The organism is Janthinobacterium sp. JC611 (assembly GCF_018682595.1).
Lineage (GTDB): Bacteria > Pseudomonadota > Gammaproteobacteria > Burkholderiales > Burkholderiaceae_D > Janthinobacterium.
In genome coordinates, this window is sequence record NZ_JAFLJN010000021.1 from 359,129 (window position 1) to 378,269 (window position 19,141).

A 19,141-nucleotide genomic window follows, 5' to 3' on the forward strand; every position below is an offset into this window, starting at 1 on the left:
TGAATCCGATTATTGTTGCACAAACAGCCGCCGCCGGCAGCCTCAAGGCGCGGGGGCGCGCCGGTAATACAGGTCGAACTCGCCCTCGCCATCGGGCACGAAGCCGTGACGCACATAGAAACGGTTCGCCTCGCTACCGCGCAAGGCGCCCACGCGCACGCTTTGGCGGGCCGCATCGGCCTCGGCAAAGACGCGCGCCAGCACGGCCGCGCCCATGCCCTGCCGCTGGCATCCGGGCGCCAGGTAGAGGTGGTCGAGCAACAGATAGTCCGCTTGCGGCCGCAACACATAGAAGCCGGCCAGCGCGCCGCCGTGGCGCAGCTGCCAGGTGCAGGCTGGATCAAAAGTAGCCAGGAAACGCTGGCGCGCCCGCTGCGGATCGTAGCGGCCGATGCGTTCCAGGCTCTCGCGCATGGCGGTCACGCGCAGGCTGGCCAGCGCTTCGCCATCGGCCTGGCTGGTAGCAACAAACGTCAGCATGGCGTCACAGCACTGCGCGCAAGGCCGCCATCAACGCGGCGCATTCGCCCTCGTTGCCGATGCTGATGCGCAAATACTGGCTGATGCGCGGCGCATTGAAATGGCGCACGATCACGGAGCGGGCGCGCAAGCCGGCGGCCAGTTGCGCCGCATCGTGCCGCGGGTGGCGGGCAAACACGAAATTGGCCACCGACGGCAGCACCTCGAAACCCAGCGCCGCCAGGTCCGCCGTCAGCTGCTCGCGGCTGGCGATGACGGCCTGGCGCGTCTGCTGGAAATACGCCTCGTCATGTAGCGAGGCCACGGCGCCGGCCAGCGCCAGCCGGTCCAGCGGATACGAGTTGAAACTGTTCTTCACTCTTTCCAGCGCCTCGATCAGGTCCGGATGGCCGAAGGCACTGCCCACGCGCAAGCCGGCCAAGGAGCGCGATTTCGAGAACGTCTGCACCACCAGCAAGTTCGGATAACGGTCGACCAGGGCCACGGCGCTCTCGCCGCCGAAATCCACATACGCTTCATCGACCACCACCACGGCGTCGGGATGGTCGCGCAGCAAGGTTTCCACGCCGGCCAGCGGCAAGTCCACGCCCGTCGGCGCATTGGGATTGGGAAAGATGATGGCGCCGCACGGCCCCCGGTAATCTTCCGGGCGGATGCGCATGGACTCGTCGAGCGCGACCGTGCGGTATGCGATGCCATACAGCTTGCAATATACGGGATAGAAACTGTAGCTGATATCCGGGAACAGCAGCGGCGCATCGTGCTTGAGCAAGGCCATGAAAGCCAGCGCCAGCACTTCGTCGGAACCGTTGCCGACGAACACTTGCGCGCTATTCAGACCGTGGTAGTCGGCCAGGGTTTGCTTCAGTTCGCTGGCGGATGGGTCCGGATACAGGCGCAGGCTATCGTTGCTGGCTTCGCGCAGCGCGGCCAGTACCTGCGGCGACGGGCCGTAGGGGTTTTCGTTGGTGTTGAGTTTCACCAGGTCGGGCAGTTTCGGCTGCTCGCCGGGGACGTAGGGGGTCAGCTCGCTGACGATGTTGCTCCAGAATCGGCTCATTGCTTTTATTGGTGGGGGCAGGATGGGGATGCGCTAGATTACCATAGGCTGAGCGGGGTCAAGGCGGGCGCCATCGGCGAGGAGTAGCGTGGACAGCATCGGCATCGGCCCCAGACTGAAGAGGATGTGGCATGAACAGCATGCACAAGCTGAGCGATACGCGGTTGCGGCATGGCGCGCTGACGCAACAGTCACGCCAGCGCAAAATCGATGCGTGGCTGCAGGTCGCAGCCAGTCTCAGCGAGCAGATCAGCGTCGAATTGCAGACTGCCACGGAGCAGCTACAGGGCGAAGGAATGGCCGACTTGCAGCGCGTGACGGCGCTGGCGCAACGCCTGGCAAGCAATAGCAAGGCCATGCACGATACTCTCGGGACACGGTTTGACAGCAGTGAAAAAAGCGAGGAGCATGCAGTGACAAGCACGGAGGATTACGCCATGGACGAGCAAGTCAACGCACTGGCAAAAGATATGGCCAGTGTGAAACTGGACGTTGCTGATGTAAAGGTTGATGTGGCTGACATCAAGGTGGATGTTGCGGACTTAAAAACCGATGTGGCGGACTTCAAGGTGGATGTGGCGGACTTGAAAACCGATGTGGCAGACCTCAAGGTGGATGTGGCTGGCTTGAAAACGGATGTGGCGGACCTCAAGGTGGATGTGGCGGACTTGAAAACCGATGTGGCAGACCTCAAGGTGGATGTGGCGGACTTAAAAACCGATGTGGCGGACCTCAAGGTGGATGTGGCTGGCTTGAAAACGGATGTCACCAGTCTCAAGACCGATGTCGGCGTTCTCAAGACGGATGTCAGTGGCTTGAAACTGGACCTCGCTGTGGTGCGCTCCAATTATGCGAGCAAGTCAGATGTGGCGGAGGCGAAGTCGGCTGTCATCCTGTCATGTGTGGGGACAATGATTGCACTGTCGGGCGCGGCGTTTGCGGTGGCGAGGCTCGTGCATTAGCTTGGGTTCGTGGGGAGCTGGCCTTTAAAACCTGAATGGAGGAAAAAACGCCTTGCGCTGCGCGCTTTGGGCGGTTTTTCTACCTGGACTTTGCGCTGGTGGTCTTTTGACCTTGCGGGAATAAAAAAAGCTCCCTTGCGGGAGCTTCTCTTATGTATTCTGGCGGAGAGGGTGGGATTCGAACCCACGGTACGATTTAACGTACGCTTGATTTCGAGTCAAGTACATTCGACCACTCTGCCACCTCTCCGTTTACTGCGGTCTATTCATCCAAACTGGCGTGACTGTTTGAACGAGGCGCTATTTTAGCATGGGGATTGTTCAGTTGGGTAGGGGTTTGTTGCTTATCCTGCTTTGAAAAAGCAGAAACCAATTGGGCGATTCGGGGAGCCTCGCGCGAGTACGCGCTCGTCTTCGAATCCCGCGCGTACGCCCCGCAGGGGGCGTACTCCTCTTCGCCGCCACAAATAAAAAAAGCTCCCGCAAGGGAGCTTTTTTTATTTGTTCTGGCGGAGAGGGTGGGATTCGAACCCACGGTACGATTTAACGTACGCTTGATTTCGAGTCAAGTACATTCGACCACTCTGCCACCTCTCCATTTGCTGCGGTCTTTTCCTGCATTGCTGCGGGAAGGCAAGATTATAGCAGCCGCTTGAAAAAATGGAAGGACTATTTTTCACCTTCCATCGCAGCGGCTGCCCGAACCTTTCAAGCCTTCAGATGCGTCAGGCCACCCATGTATGGGCGCAGCACTGCGGGGATCTCGACGCTGCCGTCCGCTTGCTGGTAGTTTTCCAGCACGGCCACCAAAGTGCGGCCCACTGCCAGGCCGGAGCCGTTCAGGGTGTGCGCCAGTTCCGGCTTGCCGGCCGCGTTGCGGAAACGCGCCTGCATGCGGCGCGCCTGGAAGGCTTCGCAGTTCGACAGCGACGAAATCTCGCGGTAGGTGTTCTGCGCCGGCAGCCACACTTCCAGGTCGAAGGTCTTGGTGGCGCCAAAACCCATGTCGCCCGTGCACAAGGACATCACGCGGTATGGCAGACCCAGGCGTTGCAAGATCGTTTCCGCGTGGCCGACCATGTCATCGAGCACTTGATAGGAAGTGTCCGGGTGCACCACTTGCACCATTTCCACCTTGTCGAACTGGTGCTGGCGAATCATGCCGCGCGTGTCGCGGCCGTAGCTGCCCGCTTCCGAGCGGAAGCATGGCGTGTGGGCCGTCATTTTCAGGGGCAGTTGATCGAGCGCCAGGATTTCATCGCGGGCGATGTTGGTCAGCGACACTTCCGACGTGGGGATCAGGTAGAAGGTCTCGCCCTCGCCTTCCGCCCCGCCTTTTTTTACCGAGAACAGATCGGCTTCGAATTTCGGCAGCTGGCCCGTGCCGCGCAAGGAATCGGCGTTGACCATGTACGGCGTATAGCATTCCGTGTAGCCGTGCTCGTCGACGTGCGTGTTGAGCATGAATTGCGCCAGCGCGCGATGCAGGCGGGCGATGCCGCCCTTCATGACGGAGAAACGCGAACCGGTCAGCTTGGTGGCCACTTCGAAGTCCAGGCCCAGCGGGGCACCCACGTCGACGTGATCCTTCACCTCGAAATCGAAGGTGCGCGGCGTGCCGACCTTGCGCACTTCCACGTTGCCCGACTCGTCCATGCCCAGGGGCGACGATTCATGCGGCAAATTCGGCACGGCCATGATGAAATCGCTCAACTTGGCTTGCACCAGGGTCAGGGCCGCTTCATCGGCTTTCAGCTCATCGCCCAGGCCAGCCACTTGCGCCATCACGGCCGAGGTGTCTTCCCCCTTGCCTTTCAACATGCCGATTTGCTTGGACAGCGCGTTGCGCTTGCCCTGCAGCTCTTCGGTGCGCGTCTGGATCGCCTTGCGTTCGGCTTCGAGGGCGGTAAAACCTGCCACGTCGAGCTGGAATTTGCGCGTCGCCAGGCGTTCTGCGACGGTGGCGATGTCTTTACGGAGAAGTTGGATATCTATCATGGGTGGATGGCGGTGCCGATGTATCGAAAGCACTCATTGTACCAAGACCCGTTCAGTTCTTTATGAGTTTTGCACATGGCCAACCATCGTCATGGCGGCATGCCTGGGCACTCGCGCCCGCTTTACAATCAGTGTTCAGATAAAGGCGGCTTTTTCGGCAGCGGTCAGGCGGCGGGCGCTGACGGTGACGACGGGCATGTCGGCAGCCTGGGCGATCACGGTACTGCTGGCGCTCACTTCCACGGTATTCGCGCCGGCGGTGGCGAAGCTGGCGCCGATGGCGATGATGGCGGCGGCGACGAAGGTGATTTCCATGTTTTTCAGTGCGTGCATGATGTGACTCCTGGTTGGTTTGTTTCGTTGACTGCTGCTGGTATGGTGGTACTTTAGCCAACGGCCGCGAACAACGCCACCGGCTTGCGACCAGCGGCGAAAAACAGGGAGCGAACGGTGAAAAACGGGGACTGAAGGGAAAACGAGGGAATGAACAACGCCTGACAGAACCGTAGCGAGCGGCAGTGATTTGTGGCTAAGAAGCGCAACCGTGCTAGAGCACGGTGAGCATCGCAGGCCGCAAAGCGCGCCGCGCAGTAGGTTTTGACAGGCGTTCTACAAGGCGTCCTTGACCAGATGGCCCAGGCGGCCGATCGCCTGCTCGATGCGCGGCGTCCACGCATTGCCGCAATTGAGGCGCAGATAATTGCCGAACTTGCCCGAGGCCGAGAACAGCTGGCCCGGCATGTAGGCCACGCCGTCCGCGATGGCCTGTCCATGCAGGGCCAGCGCATCGACTTGCGGCGGCATCTGCACCCACAGCACGAAACCGCCCTGCGGCTCGGACAGCATGCAGTCCGCCGGAAAACTGGCCGCCACGGCGTCGGACATGCGGGCGATGCGCTGCACCAGGGTGCGCCGCATCTTGCGCAGCTGCTGGTCGTAGCTGCTGCCTTCCAAAAAGTCGGCCAGCACGGCCTGGAAGAAATGGCTGGTGGCGCCGCTCGACACGGTTTTCAGCAGGGCCACTTCCTGCGCGAAGCGCCCGGCCAGCACGTAGCCGACGCGCGACGCGGGGGTGATCGCCTTGGAAAACGAGGAGCACAATAAAACGTTGCCGCTCGTGTCGTAGGCCTTCACGGGCCACGGCCGCTGCGGCGCGAAACACAGGTCGCCATACACGTCGTCTTCCACCAGCGGAATATTGAATTCCGACAGCAGTCCCGCCAGCCGCTTCTTGTTTGCTTCCGGCATGACGCAGCCCAGCGGATTATTTGCGTTCGGCACGAACAGGCAGGCTTGCACGAGGCCGGCGCGCAGGGCCAGCTCCAGCGCGTCGAGCGACGGCCCCGTCTTCGGGTCGGTGGGAATTTCCAGCGCCTTCATGCCCAGGCTTTCGATCATCTGCAGCAGCACGAAATACGTGGCCGACTCGATGGCGATGGTGTCGCCCGGCTTGGCCACAGCGCGCAGGCACAGGCTGATCGCTTCCGTGCAGGAATTCGTCACGACGATCTCGTGCGGGTCCAGCTTGCCCCAGTCCAGCGCGCGGCGCGCCACCTGGCGCAGGAAATTGCCTTCGCTGACGTCATAGCAGCTGACCTTGCTCAACAAGGCGGGTTCGCGCCGCGCCACCGCGCTGATGGTGCGCTGCATGCGCTTGACGGGCAGGATTTCGTCGGGCGGCCAGGCCGTGCCCAGCTGCACGATATTCGCCGTTTCGTTATCCTTCAGCACGCGCATCAACAGATTGTTGATGCCGACAAAGGCCGGCTCCTTCAAATGCTGGGCGTCGGCACTGCAGGGCCGGCGCGGCGCCCGGTGGCGCACGAAGTAGCCGGACTGGGGCCGCGCATCGACCTGCCCGCGGTCTTCCATAAGGCGCAGCGCTTGCATCACCGTGCTGACCGAAATGCGCTTTTGCTGCGCCAGGTGGCGGATCGACGGCAGACGGTCGCCGGGCGCGAACACGCGCGCGTCGATCAAAGCGCCCAGCTGGTTGGCCAGGTGCTCGTACAGATTCAAATGCGCGCTCATGTTCATCCCTTCAGTATGCGGCTGCCGCGCGCGGCACGCACAGATACAGTTGCCCGATTTTTTGACAAGCACAGTGTACGACGAAGCACACTGTATGCATCACAATTTCGTTTTCCTGCATCTGTCATGGTTTGCCGCAAGCGCCTAAGCTGTTCCTGTCAGCACAACAGGAGCGATGCCATGCATACCGACCACGAATTACCCAGCGAACGACCCTTGCGCCTGGAGCAAGCGCACGCCAAGGTCATCGAGTGCCTGTCCGGTACGGCGTGGATCACAGCCTACGCCCAGTTCGAGGATTGCGTGCTGCGCAGCGGCGAACGCTACACGATACCGAATGACGGCCTGGTGCTGGTCGAAGCCGTGGGCAGCGGACGCATCCGCGTGCACGGGACGGCCGCACCGCGCCCCGCCCTGCTGCGCTGGCTGCACCTGGCACTGCCTCACATCTTGAATACAAGGAATACATGACTCAAATACCATTGCGCGTCCTCGTCACGGGAGCCGCCGGCATCATCGGCAGCGCTTTCTGGCAGCGCCGGCACGGGGAATTCTCCCTGCGCCTGGCCGACCTGCACACAGGCAAGCTGGCCGAAGCGCCCTGCCCTTTCATTCAGCTTGACGTGGCCGACCATGCCGCCTGCCTGGCCGCCTGCGCCGATATCGACGTGGTGCTGCACCTGGCCGGCGTGCCCCATGCCGGCGCCGATTTCGACACGCAACTGCTGCAGCCGAACATCATCGGCACGCACCATATCTTCCGCGCGGCGCAGGCGCAAGGCGTAAAACGGGTGGTGTTCGCCAGCAGCGCGCAAGCCGTGGAAGGCTATCCGCTGGATGTACAGGTGCATGAACACATGCCCGCGCGCCCGGCGAACATGTATGGCGCCAGCAAGGCTTTCGGCGAAGGCGTAGCCTGCGCGTTCGCCCACCAGCATGGCATGACGGCCATCGCCGTGCGCATCGCCAACGTGGCGCAGTTTGAGAAAGGTCAACAACACAGCGCGCGCGACATCGCCGCCTTCATCAGCGAACGCGACGTGGTGCAATTGCTGGCCCGCTGCGTGGCGGCGGACGTGCCGGCCGGCTACCACGTCGTGCATGGCGTGTCGGACAACCGCTACAAACGCTTGTCGATCGCGGCGACGCGCCAGCTGGTGGGCTACGCGCCGCAGGATGACGGTTTTACTTTGCTGGGCCTGTAAGCCTCAGCCCTTGCCTGCTGGTTTTCCTGCTTTTCTGTCCAGCTCGCGCAACCACGCCAGTTTATCGGCTATTTTACTTTCCAGGCCGCGTAGGCGTCCGGCTCGTCGTGCGCGTAGCGGTAGGCGTGGCCGTAACCGAGTTCCTTCATCAGCCTGGTCGGTGCATTGCGCAAGTGCACGGGCACTTCCTTCGACTTGTCTTTCTTGACGAACGCCATGGCCGTGTTGAAGGCGTTGTAGCCGGCATTGCTCTTCGCGGCAATCGCCAGGTAGATCACGGCCTGGCCCAGGGCCAGTTCGCCTTCCGGCGAACCGAGGCGTTCATAGGTTTCCGCCGCATCGTTGGCCATGGTCAAGGCGCGGGGGTCGGCCAGGCCGATGTCTTCCCAGGCCATGCGCACGATGCACTTCACTTTCCAACCAAAGTCTCAATGCCGAACTGTGCTTACGGCAGGGATACTGCTTGTCTCAAAAAAAAAGCTTGCAAAGCAAAATCATCCCGACTATAGTCTCTTTACCGATCGGTACATTGTGTTCCGAACAGTACAACCAAGGAGAAATATCATGTCTATCCGTCCACCACTGCCACCTTTTACCCGTGAAACCGCAATCGAAAAAGTTCGTCTGGCCGAGAACGGCTGGAACACCCGCGACCCTGAAAAAGTCGCACTTGCCTATACCGAAAATAGCTGGTGGCGCAATCGTGCCGAGTTCGTTCAAGGCCGCGAAGCCCTCACCGCGCTGCTGAAGCGCAAGTGGACCCGCGAGCTGGACTACCGCCTGATTAAAGAGCTGTGGGCCTTTGACGGTGCGCGCATCGCCGTGCGCTTCGCTTACGAATATCATGACGACTCCGGCCAGTGGTATCGTGCCTACGGCAACGAAAACTGGGAGTTCGACGAGAACGGCCTGATGCATCACCGTCACGCTTGCATCAACGAGCATCCAATCAAGTCCGAAGACCGCAAGTTCCTGTGGGACAATAGCGGCCCACGCCCAGCCGATTATCCAGAGCTGAGCAGCTTCGGTTTTTAAGGAAAATGAATGGCTAGAGTAATTGCTGAACGGGAGGATGTGATCCCGCTGCTAGGAGAAATTTTCCGAACCTATGGTTTCGAGGGTGCAAGCTTGGCTCGCATCAGCGAAGGCACCAAATTGGGCAAGGGCAGCATCTATCATTTCTTCCCAGGCGGCAAAGAGGAAATGGCTGAAGCCGTTCTGGCTCAGATCGATGAGTGGTTCAAGCGCCACGTTTTTGAACCACTCGTTGAGCGCGCCAATGCCGTAGAAGGTATCAGAGCAATGTTCGACGACGTTGGCCGTTACTTCCTCTCTGGTCGTCGCGTCTGTTTGGTCGGCGTCTTCGCTCTCGGCAGCGAGCGTGACCGCTTTGCAGATCGGGTCCGTGATTACTTTGTAGCTTGGATTGATGCGCTTGCAGCCGCCTTGGTGCGAACTGGGCGTGAGCAGCTGGAAGCCAATGCTCTCGCTAAAGAGGTTGTAGGTGGTATTCAGGGTGCCTTGGTTTTGGCGAGGGCTTTAGACCAAACGGAAGTTTTTACCGATACTTTGAGTAGCCTCCAAGACCGCCTGTTGACTGTTTAGTCCAGCAGCAAGCACATGGCGGCAAACCAAGCATCGGCTGACATATTTGACGTTTAAAGGACTGAGATGATTGACAAGCCAGGTACCGCGCCGCTGGACAAAAAGCCCTCCAGCGCCGAACCTCCGCTCACAGGCCAGGATCACGATGACATCGCGCTCGACGAAGCGCTGAGAGAGAGGTTCCCGTCAAGCGATCCCATTGCCATCAACATCGAGCCGCTAGCCCACAAGCCCCAATGACCCAGTACTGCATCTCAAGCAGTACTGGGTCCTGCCGGCGGCACCTAATTATTCTTTACTGGCTTCCTCATCCCACTTCCTGAGTAACGCGAGCTTTTCACCAATCTTGATCTCTAAGCCCCTTGGCACAGGTTGGTACCAAGCTGGTTCCTCTATACCATTAGGCAAGTAAGTTTCCCCAGCGGCATAAGCATTCGGTTCGTCATGAGCATACCGATACTCATGCCCATAGCCAAGTTCTTTCATCAATTTTGTCGGAGCATTTCTGAGGTGGACTGGCACCTCCCGGCTCTTGTCCTGCTTCACGAAAGCTCTGGCCTGGTTGTAGGCGTTGTATCCAGCATTGCTCTTGGCAGCTACTGCCAGATAAATTACAGCCTGCCCCAAGGCCAACTCCCCTTCAGGGCTTCCCAGTCGCTCATAGGTCAAGGCCGCATCGTTAGCGATCTGCATGGCTCTTGGGTCGGCCAAGCCAATGTCCTCCCAAGCCATGCGAACAATGCGCCGTGCCAGATACCTTGCATCTGCGCCACCGTCCAACATGCGAGTTAGCCAATACAGGGCAGCGTCAGGATGGGAACCGCGAACAGACTTGTGCAACGCTGAGATCTGGTCATAGAAGTTATCCCCTCCTTTGTCAAAGCGCCGACTGTTCAATGTCAAGGCGTTTTGCAAGAAGTCAGCGGTAATCTCTGTGAGACCCGACGTATTGGCTGCTGTACTTGTCTGCTCCAGCAGGTTCAAGAATCGCCTGGCATCACCGTCTGCATAGCCAATGATCGTGTCGGTAGCCAAGTCATCGAACACCAGATGGCCAAGCGCAATATCTTGGGCGCGTTTTAAGAGCAGCCTTAGTTCTTCGTCTGTTAGCGACCTGAGAACATAGACTTGCGCACGCGACAGCAGAGCCGAATTGACTTCAAATGAGGGGTTTTCAGTGGTGGCACCAATAAAGGTAACAAGGCCACTTTCTGCATACGGAAGAAGAGCGTCTTGTTGAGATTTATTGAACCTGTGAATCTCATCAACGAACAAGATCGTATGCTTGCCCATAGCCAGATTCTGCTGGGCCTGTTCCATCGCAGCCCTGATGTCTTTGACACCTGAGAACACTGCCGACAATGCTATAAATTCGCACTTGAAGGCGGTTGCGGTAAGGCGTGCCAAGGTCGTCTTACCGACACCAGGCGGCCCCCAGAAGATCATGGAATGCGGTTTGCCAGACTGAAAAGCCAGCCTCAGCGGTTTGCCTTCACCGAGCAGATGAGACTGCCCAACCACCTCGTCCAAGGTCTTCGGGCGGAGCTCTTCTGCCAATGGTGCTTGAGGCTCTTGTGAGAACAAATCAGCCATGATTACCTCCCGCTAAACAATGGGGAAGCCCAAATATTTGCACAATGACTCTTCTAAGTGCTTGTTTTAAATAAGAGTTGACAGCTTTGTTGAACTGGTGGATCTCGTCGACGAACAGCAAAGTGTGCTTGCCGAACTGGTCCAGGCTGTAGGGGGCCTGGTCCATGGTGGCGCGGATATCTTTCACGCCGGCAAACACGGCCGACAGCGCGATGAATTCGCTGTCAAACGCATGTGCCATCAGGCGCGCCAGGGTCGTCTTGCCCACGCCGGGCGGTCCCCACAGGATCATGGAATGGGCCTTGCCCGCCTCGAACGCGAGGCGCAGCGGCTTGCCCGCGCCCAGCAAGTGCGTCTGGCCGATGACTTCGTTGAGGGTGGATGGCCGCAAGGCTTCGGCCAGCGGCTGGCGCGGTGCGGTGGAAAAGAGATCCGCCATAGTATTTACCGGGTAAGAATGCAAAGGCCCCGCATGGTGCGAGGCCGGTCAATAACAGTCTGCGAAAAATTAATTATTAATCACATCCGCGCCCTTGGGCATGACAAATTTAAAGTGATCGGCGGATAAGGCCGGATTTTTCTGGAAGTTCTTGAACGCCAGCACCGACGTCTGGCCGAAGGAATCGCGCAATTCCATCGCTTCCGGCACGCCGTTGCGCAGGCCGATGGTGATTTCGTCGAATGTCGTGTCCTTGGCTTTCGGCGTCGCTTTCAGCCATTCCAGGCCATCGCGCGTGCCCGCTTCGGACAGGGTGAAATTCTTTTCCAGGTCGTTGCTGCCGAACAAGATGGCGGCCGGCGAGGAACCGAGCGCGTCGCCCAGTTTCTTGACCGTCACCTGACTCAAGTCCTTGTCGTAGATATACAGCTTGTCGCCATCGGCCTGCAGCAACTGCTCGTACGGCTTCAGGTAGGTCCAGATGAACTTGCCGGGACGGGCGAATTCAAACGTGCCGCTGGCGGGCGTGGACACTTTCGCCTTGCCGCTGGCGTCCGCTTTCTTGACCTGGCGCTGCACGAACTCGCCCTTGGCCGACCTGGTGCCGGCCGCGAAGCTCTTGAATTGCTCCAGCGCGCTGGCCGAGGCGCTGGCCGCGAACAGCAGGCTGCAGGCGACACTGGCCGCGCCGATCATCATTTTTGCTGCGAAAGTATTGCTTTTCATTCTTTACCCTTGTTCGGCACTTGCCGCCGGCACCAGGATGTCCCGGTTGCCATTGGATTGCATGGTTGATACCACCCCGCTCTGCTCCATCTGCTCGAGCAGACGGGCGGCGCGGTTGTAGCCGATGCGTAAATGACGCTGCACCAGCGAAATCGAGGCGCGGCGGTTTTTCAGCACCACCGCCACCGCCTGGTCATACAGGGCATCGGCCTCGCCGCCGCCCTCGCCCGGCGCGCCGCCTTCGGCGCCGTCGCCTTCCAGGGTGCCGCCTTCGAGGATGCCCTCGACGTAATTCGGTTCGCCCTGCAACTTCAAATGACTGACGACACGGTGGACTTCCTCATCGGAAACGAACGCGCCGTGCACGCGCATTGGCAGGCCGGTGCCGGGCGGCATGTACAGCATGTCGCCCATGCCCAGCAGGGTTTCCGCGCCCATCTGGTCGAGAATGGTGCGCGAGTCGATCTTCGACGACACCTGGAAGGCAATACGCGTCGGGATATTCGCCTTGATCAAGCCCGTGATCACGTCTACAGATGGGCGCTGCGTGGCCAGAATCAAGTGCAAGCCGGCGGCGCGCGCCTTTTGCGCGATACGCGCGATCAATTCCTCGACTTTTTTGCCCACCACCATCATCAAATCGGCCAACTCGTCGATGATGATGACGATGGTGGGCAATTTTTCCAGCGGTTCCGGCGAATCCGGCGTCAGGCTGAACGGATTCGGGATATGTTCTTCGCGCTTCTTCGCGTCGGCAATCTTCGCGTTGTAGCCGGCCAGGTTACGCACGCCCATCTTGCTCATCAGCTTGTAGCGGCGCTCCATCTCGTTCACGGCCCAGTTCAGCGCGTGGCCGGCCTGGCGCATGTCGGTGACGACGGGCGCGAGCAAGTGCGGAATGCCTTCGTAGACGGACATTTCCAGCATCTTCGGATCGATCAGGATCAGGCGCACGTCGAGCGGGTCGGATTTGTACAGCAGCGACAGTATCGTCGCATTGATGCCCACGGATTTACCGGAACCGGTGGTGCCGGCCACCAGCAAGTGCGGCATTTTCGCCAGATCGGCCACGACGGGCTTGCCGGCGATATCCTTGCCCAGCGCAATCGTCAGGCTGGACACGCCATCGTTGTAGACCTTGGAACCGAGGATTTCCGTCAGGCGCACGATCTGGCGCTTGCTGTTCGGCAATTCCAGCGCCATGTAATTCTTGCCGGGAATGGTTTCCACCACCCGGATCGACGTCAGCGACAGCGAACGGGCCAGGTCGCGCGCCAGGCCGACGATCTGGCTGCCCTTCACGCCCGTGGCCGGCTCGATTTCATAGCGCGTCACCACAGGGCCGGGGTAAGCGGCCACTACCTTGGCATCCACGCCAAAGTCCGAGAGTTTCTTTTCGATCAGGCGGCTCGTAAATTCCAGGGTTTCCACGGACACCGTTTCCACCACGGGTGGCGCCTCGTCGAGCAAGGACAAGGGCGGCAGCTTGCCATCGCCCAGGTTCTCGAACAGATGGGCCTGGCGTTCCTTTTCCACGCGCTCCGATTTCACCACCGTGACGACCTGCGGCTCGATCTTCACGGGTGGCGCGGCCACGTGTTTTTCCACGTGCTTGGCCCGTTCGATGACCACCACTTCGTCGCGGCGCACGGCGGCCACTTCGCCCTGGCGACGGTCTTCGCGGTCCTGGTAGCGCAGCACGAACCAGTTGAACGCATCTTCGATGGCGCCGCCGATGCGCTCGGCCACTTGCAGCCAAGACACATGGAAGAACAGGGAAAATCCCAGGCCGAACAGCAGCAACAGCAATAAGGTGGCGCCCGTGAAACCGAAGGCCACGTGGGCCGAGTGTCCCACCAGCTGGCCCAGCACGCCGCCCGGCTCGCGCGGCAGCTGCACGTGCAGGCTTTTCGCCATGCGCAAATATTCGAGGCCCATGCTGCCGATCAGCATGATGGAAAAGCCGACGATGCGGATCAGCATCTCGACATGGTGCTCGCGCTCCACCTCTTCCTCTTCCAGCAGGAAGCGCTTACTCAGGCGGCGATAGCCATGCCACACCGTGCGCAGCAACCACACGCACCACCACCAGGCGGAAAAACCGAAGATGTACAGCAACAGATCGGAGAAGGTGGCGCCGAGCTTGCCGCCCAGGTTGGCCACCTTGTCGACATTGGTGGCGTGCGACCAGCCAGGGTCGAGCTTGTTGAAGCTGGCCAGTATCAGCACGAAGTACAAGGCAAACGCGGCCAGCGCGAACCAGCGCGCCTCGGACAACAGCCGCACCAGCCGGTTGGGCAGGGGCCGGCGTTCGACCGGTTTTCGGGTGTAGCTATTTTGATTGGCCTGGGCTGGTTTAGTCATTCTGGGAAGCGCTGCAAGGTGAAAAATGTTTCTGAAAGGGAATTTCCCATAATAAGGAAGTATTCTAAGCCATATATGCCCCGGACGGCCCCACGATTCGTCGCTACAGGCAGCTTGGTCTATAATCGTGGATTGCTTGCGCAAGCGCAATACGCCCTTGTTCTTCGCGCGTATGCCCCCAATTCGGATAGACCCTACTCATAGAGAAGCCTCCCATGACCACTACCAAACACGCCCGCGTTTTGATCCTCGGCTCCGGCCCAGCCGGCTACAGCGCCGCCGTCTACGCCGCCCGCGCCAACCTGAACCCGATGCTGGTCACCGGCGTGGAACAAGGCGGTCAATTGATGACCACCACCGACGTGGAAAACTGGCCCGGCGACCCCATGGGCGTGCAAGGCCCGGACCTGATGCAGCGCTTGCTGCAGCACGCCGAGCGCTTCAATACGGAAATCGTGTTTGATCACATCCACACCACTTTCCTGAATGAAAAACCGATCCGCCTGAAGGGCGACAGCCACGAATACACGTGCGACACCCTGATCATCGCCACGGGCGCGTCCGCGCAATACCTGGGCCTGCCATCGGAAGCGGAATTCATGGGCAAGGGCGTGTCCGCCTGCGCCACCTGCGATGGCTTCTTCTACCGCAACCAGGAAGTGGCCGTCGTCGGCGGCGGCAACACGGCCGTCGAGGAAGCGCTGTACCTGTCGAACATCGCCAATAAAGTCACCCTGATCCACCGCCGCGACAAGTTCCGCGCGGAAGCGATTTTGATCGACCGCCTGAACGCCAAGGTTGCCGAAGGCAAGATTGTGTTGAAATATAACCACACCCTGGACGAAGTGACGGGCAACGAAGGCGGCGTGACGGGCTTGAACATCAAGTCGACCATCGACGGCAAGGTTGAAGCATTGAGCGTGCACGGCGTGTTCATCGCCATCGGCCACAAGCCGAACACGGGCATCTTCGAAGGCCAGCTGGACATGCACAACGGCTACATCAAGACGAAAACCGGCCTGGAAGGGATGGCCACGGCCACCAGCGCGCCGGGCGTGTTCGCCGCTGGCGACGTGCAAGACCATATCTACCGCCAGGCCATCACCAGCGCCGGCACGGGTTGCATGGCAGCACTGGACGCCCAGCGCTACCTGGAAGGCCAGGAGTAAGCGTCGCATGGCGTCGATGAAAGACTTTGCCGACCTGAAAGCGGTCAGCAAGCAGCTCAAGGAACAGGCGGAGGCGCGCGCCCAGGCCGAGGCCGAGCGCATCAAGCAAGTCAAGGTGCAGGCCGTGGAAAGCAATCTGTTCAAGGCCAGCATCGGCGGCGTCAAGCGCCTGCCCGAGTCGGACCGCTACGTGCCCAGCCTGCCCAAGGCGGGCGCGGCAAGCGTTCAGCAGCCGGCCCGCAAGCTGTCTCCGGAAGAGGACGATGCGGCCGTGCTGCGCGAGTCGTTGTCGGACTTGTTCGAGGTCGACCATTACCTGGAAAACGATCCGGCCCTGAACTACGCCCGCCCCGGCGTGGGGCCGGACGTGGTCAAGAAGATGCGCAAGGGCCACTGGCCCATCCAGGATGAGCTGGACTTGCACGGCTTGCGCCGCGACGAGGCGCGCGACGGCATCGGCGCCTTCCTGAACCAGGCGACGCGACGCAAGCTGCGCTGCGTGCGCGTGATCCACGGCAAGGGTTTCGGCTCCAAAGGCCAGGAACCGGTCTTGAAATCGATGGTGCACAGCTGGCTCGTGCAAAAGGATGAAGTCGTCGCCTTTTGCCAGGCGCGCCGCTCCGAAGGGGGCGATGGCGCGCTGGTGGTACTGCTTTCTTCCGCGCTGCAGCCCATTCGCTGAGCTTGCCAGCAAGAAAACACCATTCCGTCACAAGTTACACCCTGCACACGGCCCCGTTTGTCACCATTCGGGGCCGTGTCATGTTAACCTGTGACAATTATTTCCTGCTCAAGCGCTCCACCCATGATGCCACCCCAATTGCCGCCTGGCTCCTTGATCAAGATCATCGAGATCATCGCCATCCTGGTGGGCGCGTTTTCCGGCTTCATCGAGGCGCGCCGCAAGCGCATGGACCTCGTCGGCGTGTTCGTCGTGGCCTTCATCACGGCGTTTGGCGGCGGCACCCTGCGCGACATCCTGCTCGACAAACGGCCCCTGTTCTGGGTGTCGCACCAGGAATACGCGATTCTCATCTTCGTGCTGGCCCTGACGGCCGCGCCCCTGATCCAGCACTTGCGCCAGATCGTCTCGGAACGCCTGATCATCGTGGCCGACGCCATCGGCCTGGGCATGTTCGCCATCGCGGGCGTGGCCGAAGCGATGCGCGCCGGCATGCCGATTTTTATTGCCTCGATGATGGGGGTGATTACGGGGATTTTTGGCGGCGTGATGCGCGACATCGTCTGCAACGAAGTGCCGATGGTGTTCCGCGACGGCAAACCGTACGCCATCTGCGCGTTTTTCGGCTGCTGGGCCTACCTGCTGCAGATGCACTTCGGCGCCGAGCACGACTTTGCGCTGTGGACCAGCGCCAGCGGCATCACCATCTTGCGCCTGATCTGCTGGAAATTCGACATGCGGCTGGGGCGCTGAACAACAGCCGCCCCGGCAGGTAACGCTTAAACGGCGTCGGGACCCGTTTCGCCCGTACGGATGCGGATGACCTGCTCCACGTCGCGCACGAAGATCTTGCCGTCGCCGATCTTGCCCGTGCGGGCCGCCTTGATGATGGCGTCGACCACCAGTTCCGACACGCTGTCATCCACCACCACTTCGACTTTGACCTTTGGCAGGAAGTCGACCACGTACTCGGCACCACGGTACAGCTCGGTATGGCCCTTCTGGCGGCCGAAGCCCTTCACTTCCGTCACGGTCAAGCCCGTCACGTTCACATCGGCCAGGGCCTCGCGTACTTCGTCGAGCTTGAATGGTTTGATGATGGCTGTAATCTGCTTCATGGCTTTCTCCTTATTGGTAATCATCAGTTCTTCATTAGCTGGCTTAACGGGACCCCGCAAAACCGGGTTTGGCGGGGTTCCCCACGTTATTCGTAAAACTTCGACGTAATGGGATAACGCCAGTCGCGGCCGAAGCCACGGTGCGTGACGCGGATGCCCACCGGCGACTGGCGCCGCTTGTATTCATTGATCTTGATCAGGCGCGTGACCCGGGCCACATCGGCCGGCGGGTAGCCAGCCTCGATAATCTCGGCGATCGGCCGGTTTTCTTCCATGTACAGCTGCATGATGCCGTCGAGCACGTCGTACGGCGGCAAGGAATCCTGGTCCAGCTGGTCCGCGCGCAGCTCGGCCGACGGTCCCCGCGTCAGGATACGCTCGGGTATCACGTCCGACACCCCGTTACGGTACGCGCACAGGCGGTACACGAGGGTCTTGGCGATATCCTTGATCACGGCAAAGCCGCCCGCCATGTCGCCATACAGGGTGCAATAGCCGACGGCCATCTCGCTCTTGTTGCCCGTCGTCAGCACGATGCTGCCATGCTTGTTCGACAAGGCCATCAGCAAGGTGCCACGGATGCGCGCCTGGATGTTCTCTTCCGTCGCGTCTTCCGCCAGTCCGGCGAACTCGTCAGCCAGGGTGGCGCGGAAGGCGTCGAATGTTTGCTTGATCGGAATTTCATCGTAGCGCACATCGAGGCGTTTTACCATGTCGCGCGAATCGATCCACGAGATATCGGCCGTGAATTGCGACGGCATCATGACGGCGCGCACCTTGTCGGCGCCCAGCGCATCGACGGCGATGGCCAGGGTCAGCGCGGAATCGACGCCGCCCGACATACCGATCAGCACGCCAGGGAAGCCGTTCTTGACGATATAGTCGCGCACGCCCAGCACCAGCGCCTGGTACACCTGCGCCTCCGTCGTCAGCGGCGCGGCCAGCGGCTGCGGCACGGGCGTGGCGCCGTCGAACTCGACCAGCTGCAAGTCTTCCTCGAAGTGGCGCAGCTGGGCGCAAATGGTGCCGGCCGCATCCATGACGAACGAATCGCCATCGAAAATCAGTTCGTCCTGGCCACCGACCAGGTTGGCGTAGACGAGGGCCATGCCTTGCGCGCTGACATTCCTGCGCATGGTGTCATAGCGCAGATGCTGCTTGTTCATGTGGTAGGGGGAACCGTTCGGCACCAGCAGCACTTGCGCGCCGGCCGCGCGGGCGCGCATCGGCGCATGTTCGAACCACGTGTCTTCGCAGATATTGATACCGAAACGCACACCCTTCACGCCAAACACGAAAGCCTGGTCCGACGACGTAAAGTAACGTTTTTCATCGAAAACAGTGGTGTTCGGCAAGTCATGCTTACGGTAGGTGCCCAGCACTTCGCCGTTCAGCAGCACGGAGGCGGCATTGTGGCGCACGCCCTTCTCGTCCTGCAGGGGCAAGCCCACCACCACATGCAAATCCTTGAACTGGGCCAGTTCCAAGGCCAGCGCCGCAAACGCTTCCTGCGTTTTTGCGTAGAATGCATTGCGCAGCAACAGGTCCTCGGGTGGATAGCCGACCAGCGACAGTTCCGGCGTGAGCACGATATCGGCGCCCGCCTCAAAGGCGCGACGGGAAAGGTCGAAGATCTTGGCACGGTTGCCGGCCAGATCGCCGACCGTACTATTCATTTGAGCAATTGCGACTTTGACTGTCATGATGAT

Annotated in this window: 20 protein-coding genes, 2 tRNA genes and 1 pseudogene; 9 read left to right on the forward strand and 14 right to left on the reverse strand. The window is 60.3% G+C overall.

The window, feature by feature from the left end; all coding sequences use genetic code 11:
- Positions 1-42: 42 nt before the first annotated feature.
- Together J0O65_RS15965 and hisC are read right to left on the reverse strand one after the other, a co-directional pair.
- Positions 43-480 (reverse strand): GNAT family N-acetyltransferase, encoded by a 438-nt coding sequence (locus tag J0O65_RS15965; protein ID WP_215408171.1) that lies wholly within the window; start codon positions 478-480, stop codon positions 43-45.
- Between the two features lie 4 nt (positions 481-484).
- On the reverse strand, positions 485-1,540 hold the full coding sequence (hisC, locus tag J0O65_RS15970; protein WP_215408173.1) for a histidinol-phosphate transaminase: 1,056 nt from the start codon (positions 1,538-1,540) through the stop codon (positions 485-487).
- A 131-nt stretch (positions 1,541-1,671) separates the two neighbouring features.
- On the opposite strand from hisC, the gene J0O65_RS15975 reads away from it, so the two are divergent.
- On the forward strand, positions 1,672-2,502 hold the full coding sequence (locus J0O65_RS15975; RefSeq protein ID WP_215408175.1) for a hypothetical protein: 831 nt from the start codon (positions 1,672-1,674) through the stop codon (positions 2,500-2,502).
- Between the two features lie 160 nt (positions 2,503-2,662).
- Here J0O65_RS15975 and J0O65_RS15980 read toward each other — a convergent pair.
- The 5 genes from J0O65_RS15980 to J0O65_RS16000 all read right to left on the reverse strand — a co-directional run bounded on the left by J0O65_RS15980 (position 2,663) and on the right by J0O65_RS16000 (position 6,531).
- Positions 2,663-2,752: transfer RNA gene (locus tag J0O65_RS15980), tRNA-Ser, on the reverse strand.
- Positions 2,753-3,009: 257 nt separating this feature from the next.
- Positions 3,010-3,099, reverse strand: a tRNA-Ser gene (locus tag J0O65_RS15985).
- Between the two features lie 111 nt (positions 3,100-3,210).
- Positions 3,211-4,500: a serine--tRNA ligase gene (serS, locus tag J0O65_RS15990; protein WP_215408178.1), complete on the reverse strand. Its 1,290-nt coding sequence runs from the start codon at positions 4,498-4,500 to the stop codon at positions 3,211-3,213.
- 135 nt (positions 4,501-4,635) lie between these two features.
- Complete coding sequence (locus tag J0O65_RS15995; RefSeq protein WP_215408180.1) at positions 4,636-4,833, reverse strand: hypothetical protein; 198 nt, start codon at positions 4,831-4,833, stop codon at positions 4,636-4,638.
- Between the two features lie 276 nt (positions 4,834-5,109).
- Entirely contained in the window at positions 5,110-6,531 is a 1,422-nt protein-coding gene (locus J0O65_RS16000; RefSeq protein WP_215408181.1) for an aminotransferase-like domain-containing protein, read from the reverse strand.
- Between the two features lie 180 nt (positions 6,532-6,711).
- Here J0O65_RS16000 and J0O65_RS16005 point away from each other — a divergent pair, with 180 nt between their 5' ends.
- Both J0O65_RS16005 and J0O65_RS16010 read left to right on the forward strand, forming a co-directional pair.
- A complete protein-coding gene (locus tag J0O65_RS16005; protein ID WP_215408182.1) occupies positions 6,712-7,002 on the forward strand; it encodes a DUF2917 domain-containing protein in 291 nt (96 codons plus the stop codon).
- Positions 6,999-7,736: an NAD-dependent epimerase/dehydratase family protein gene (locus J0O65_RS16010; RefSeq protein ID WP_215408183.1), complete on the forward strand. Its 738-nt coding sequence runs from the start codon at positions 6,999-7,001 to the stop codon at positions 7,734-7,736. The genes J0O65_RS16005 and J0O65_RS16010 overlap by 4 nt, the downstream gene beginning before the upstream one ends.
- Before the next feature lie 3 nt (positions 7,737-7,739).
- On the opposite strand, the pseudogene J0O65_RS16015 reads toward J0O65_RS16010, so the two are convergent.
- A pseudogene (locus tag J0O65_RS16015) lies at positions 7,740-8,140 on the reverse strand (AAA family ATPase); the annotation flags it as partial.
- 160 nt (positions 8,141-8,300) lie between these two features.
- Between J0O65_RS16015 and J0O65_RS16020 the strand changes: the two are divergent.
- The 3 genes from J0O65_RS16020 (at position 8,301) to J0O65_RS16030 (ending at position 9,581) form a co-directional block, all read left to right on the forward strand.
- On the forward strand, positions 8,301-8,771 hold the full coding sequence (locus tag J0O65_RS16020) for a nuclear transport factor 2 family protein (RefSeq protein WP_215408184.1): 471 nt from the start codon (positions 8,301-8,303) through the stop codon (positions 8,769-8,771).
- Between the two features lie 9 nt (positions 8,772-8,780).
- Positions 8,781-9,341, forward strand: coding sequence for a TetR/AcrR family transcriptional regulator (locus J0O65_RS16025; RefSeq protein WP_215408185.1), 561 nt, complete (start codon positions 8,781-8,783; stop codon positions 9,339-9,341).
- Between the two features lie 66 nt (positions 9,342-9,407).
- On the forward strand, positions 9,408-9,581 hold the full coding sequence (locus tag J0O65_RS16030; protein WP_215408585.1) for a hypothetical protein: 174 nt from the start codon (positions 9,408-9,410) through the stop codon (positions 9,579-9,581).
- Positions 9,582-9,629: 48 nt separating this feature from the next.
- Here the strand turns inward: J0O65_RS16030 and J0O65_RS16035 are convergent, their stop codons facing one another.
- The 4 genes from J0O65_RS16035 to J0O65_RS16050 form a co-directional block, all read right to left on the reverse strand.
- On the reverse strand, positions 9,630-10,934 hold the full coding sequence (locus tag J0O65_RS16035; protein WP_215408186.1) for a replication-associated recombination protein A: 1,305 nt from the start codon (positions 10,932-10,934) through the stop codon (positions 9,630-9,632).
- Positions 10,927-11,373 carry an AAA family ATPase gene (locus tag J0O65_RS16040; protein WP_215408187.1) on the reverse strand — a complete coding sequence of 149 codons (447 nt, stop codon included), beginning with the start codon at positions 11,371-11,373 and terminating at the stop codon, positions 10,927-10,929. Before J0O65_RS16040 ends, J0O65_RS16035 begins: the two co-directional genes overlap by 8 nt.
- A 69-nt stretch (positions 11,374-11,442) precedes the next feature.
- Positions 11,443-12,099: an outer membrane lipoprotein chaperone LolA gene (gene lolA / locus J0O65_RS16045; protein WP_215408188.1), complete on the reverse strand. Its 657-nt coding sequence runs from the start codon at positions 12,097-12,099 to the stop codon at positions 11,443-11,445.
- 3 nt (positions 12,100-12,102) lie between these two features.
- Positions 12,103-14,463 (reverse strand): DNA translocase FtsK, encoded by a 2,361-nt coding sequence (locus tag J0O65_RS16050; RefSeq protein ID WP_215408191.1) that lies wholly within the window; start codon positions 14,461-14,463, stop codon positions 12,103-12,105.
- A gap of 215 nt (positions 14,464-14,678) precedes the next feature.
- Here J0O65_RS16050 and trxB point away from each other — a divergent pair, with 215 nt between their 5' ends.
- The 3 genes from trxB (at position 14,679) to J0O65_RS16065 (ending at position 17,067) form a co-directional block, all read left to right on the forward strand.
- A complete protein-coding gene (gene trxB / locus J0O65_RS16055; protein WP_034758671.1) occupies positions 14,679-15,632 on the forward strand; it encodes a thioredoxin-disulfide reductase in 954 nt (317 codons plus the stop codon).
- 7 nt (positions 15,633-15,639) lie between these two features.
- Positions 15,640-16,314: a Smr/MutS family protein gene (locus J0O65_RS16060; protein ID WP_215408193.1), complete on the forward strand. Its 675-nt coding sequence runs from the start codon at positions 15,640-15,642 to the stop codon at positions 16,312-16,314.
- A 123-nt stretch (positions 16,315-16,437) separates the two neighbouring features.
- Positions 16,438-17,067 carry a trimeric intracellular cation channel family protein gene (locus tag J0O65_RS16065; protein WP_215408195.1) on the forward strand — a complete coding sequence of 210 codons (630 nt, stop codon included), beginning with the start codon at positions 16,438-16,440 and terminating at the stop codon, positions 17,065-17,067.
- A 26-nt stretch (positions 17,068-17,093) separates the two neighbouring features.
- Here J0O65_RS16065 and J0O65_RS16070 read toward each other — a convergent pair whose 3' ends face one another.
- Together J0O65_RS16070 and J0O65_RS16075 are read right to left on the reverse strand one after the other, a co-directional pair.
- Complete coding sequence (locus J0O65_RS16070; protein WP_034758685.1) at positions 17,094-17,432, reverse strand: P-II family nitrogen regulator; 339 nt, start codon at positions 17,430-17,432, stop codon at positions 17,094-17,096.
- Positions 17,433-17,518: 86 nt separating this feature from the next.
- A complete protein-coding gene (locus tag J0O65_RS16075) occupies positions 17,519-19,135 on the reverse strand; it encodes an NAD+ synthase (RefSeq protein WP_215408197.1) in 1,617 nt (538 codons plus the stop codon).
- Positions 19,136-19,141 lie beyond the last annotated feature (6 nt).